Source organism: Paraburkholderia sp. SIMBA_054, assembly GCF_046534875.1.
Classification (GTDB): domain Bacteria; phylum Pseudomonadota; class Gammaproteobacteria; order Burkholderiales; family Burkholderiaceae; genus Paraburkholderia; species Paraburkholderia hospita.
Genome location: NZ_JAWRXV010001217.1, coordinates 1 through 254 on the forward strand (window position 1 = coordinate 1; position 254 = coordinate 254).

The window sequence follows — 254 nt, forward strand, 5'->3', positions numbered from 1 at the left end:
GTCCTTAGTCACAGCTGGAATGAATTTTTTATCTAGCTCGCTATATATTCCTACCAAGCGTTCCTTTCCATTTACAATTTCATATATTTCTGCCCCATCATGTGGTCTTAATTTCTGTGGAAATTGAGATTCATATTCTGGAATAATACGTCCGTTTTCAGACATTACAAATCCATTTCCTGTTTGAGGATATTGTAAGTAATCGCTAGGTTTTTTATTTATTGGATCATTAAAATTATCGCCATAAGGGATAT

General features: G+C 33.5%; 1 protein-coding gene. It reads right to left on the reverse strand.

Going from position 1 to position 254, the window contains the following annotated elements:
* Positions 1-254 (reverse strand): hypothetical protein (locus SB822_RS58980; protein ID WP_410859360.1); only part of this gene is annotated, 254 nt, incomplete at both ends.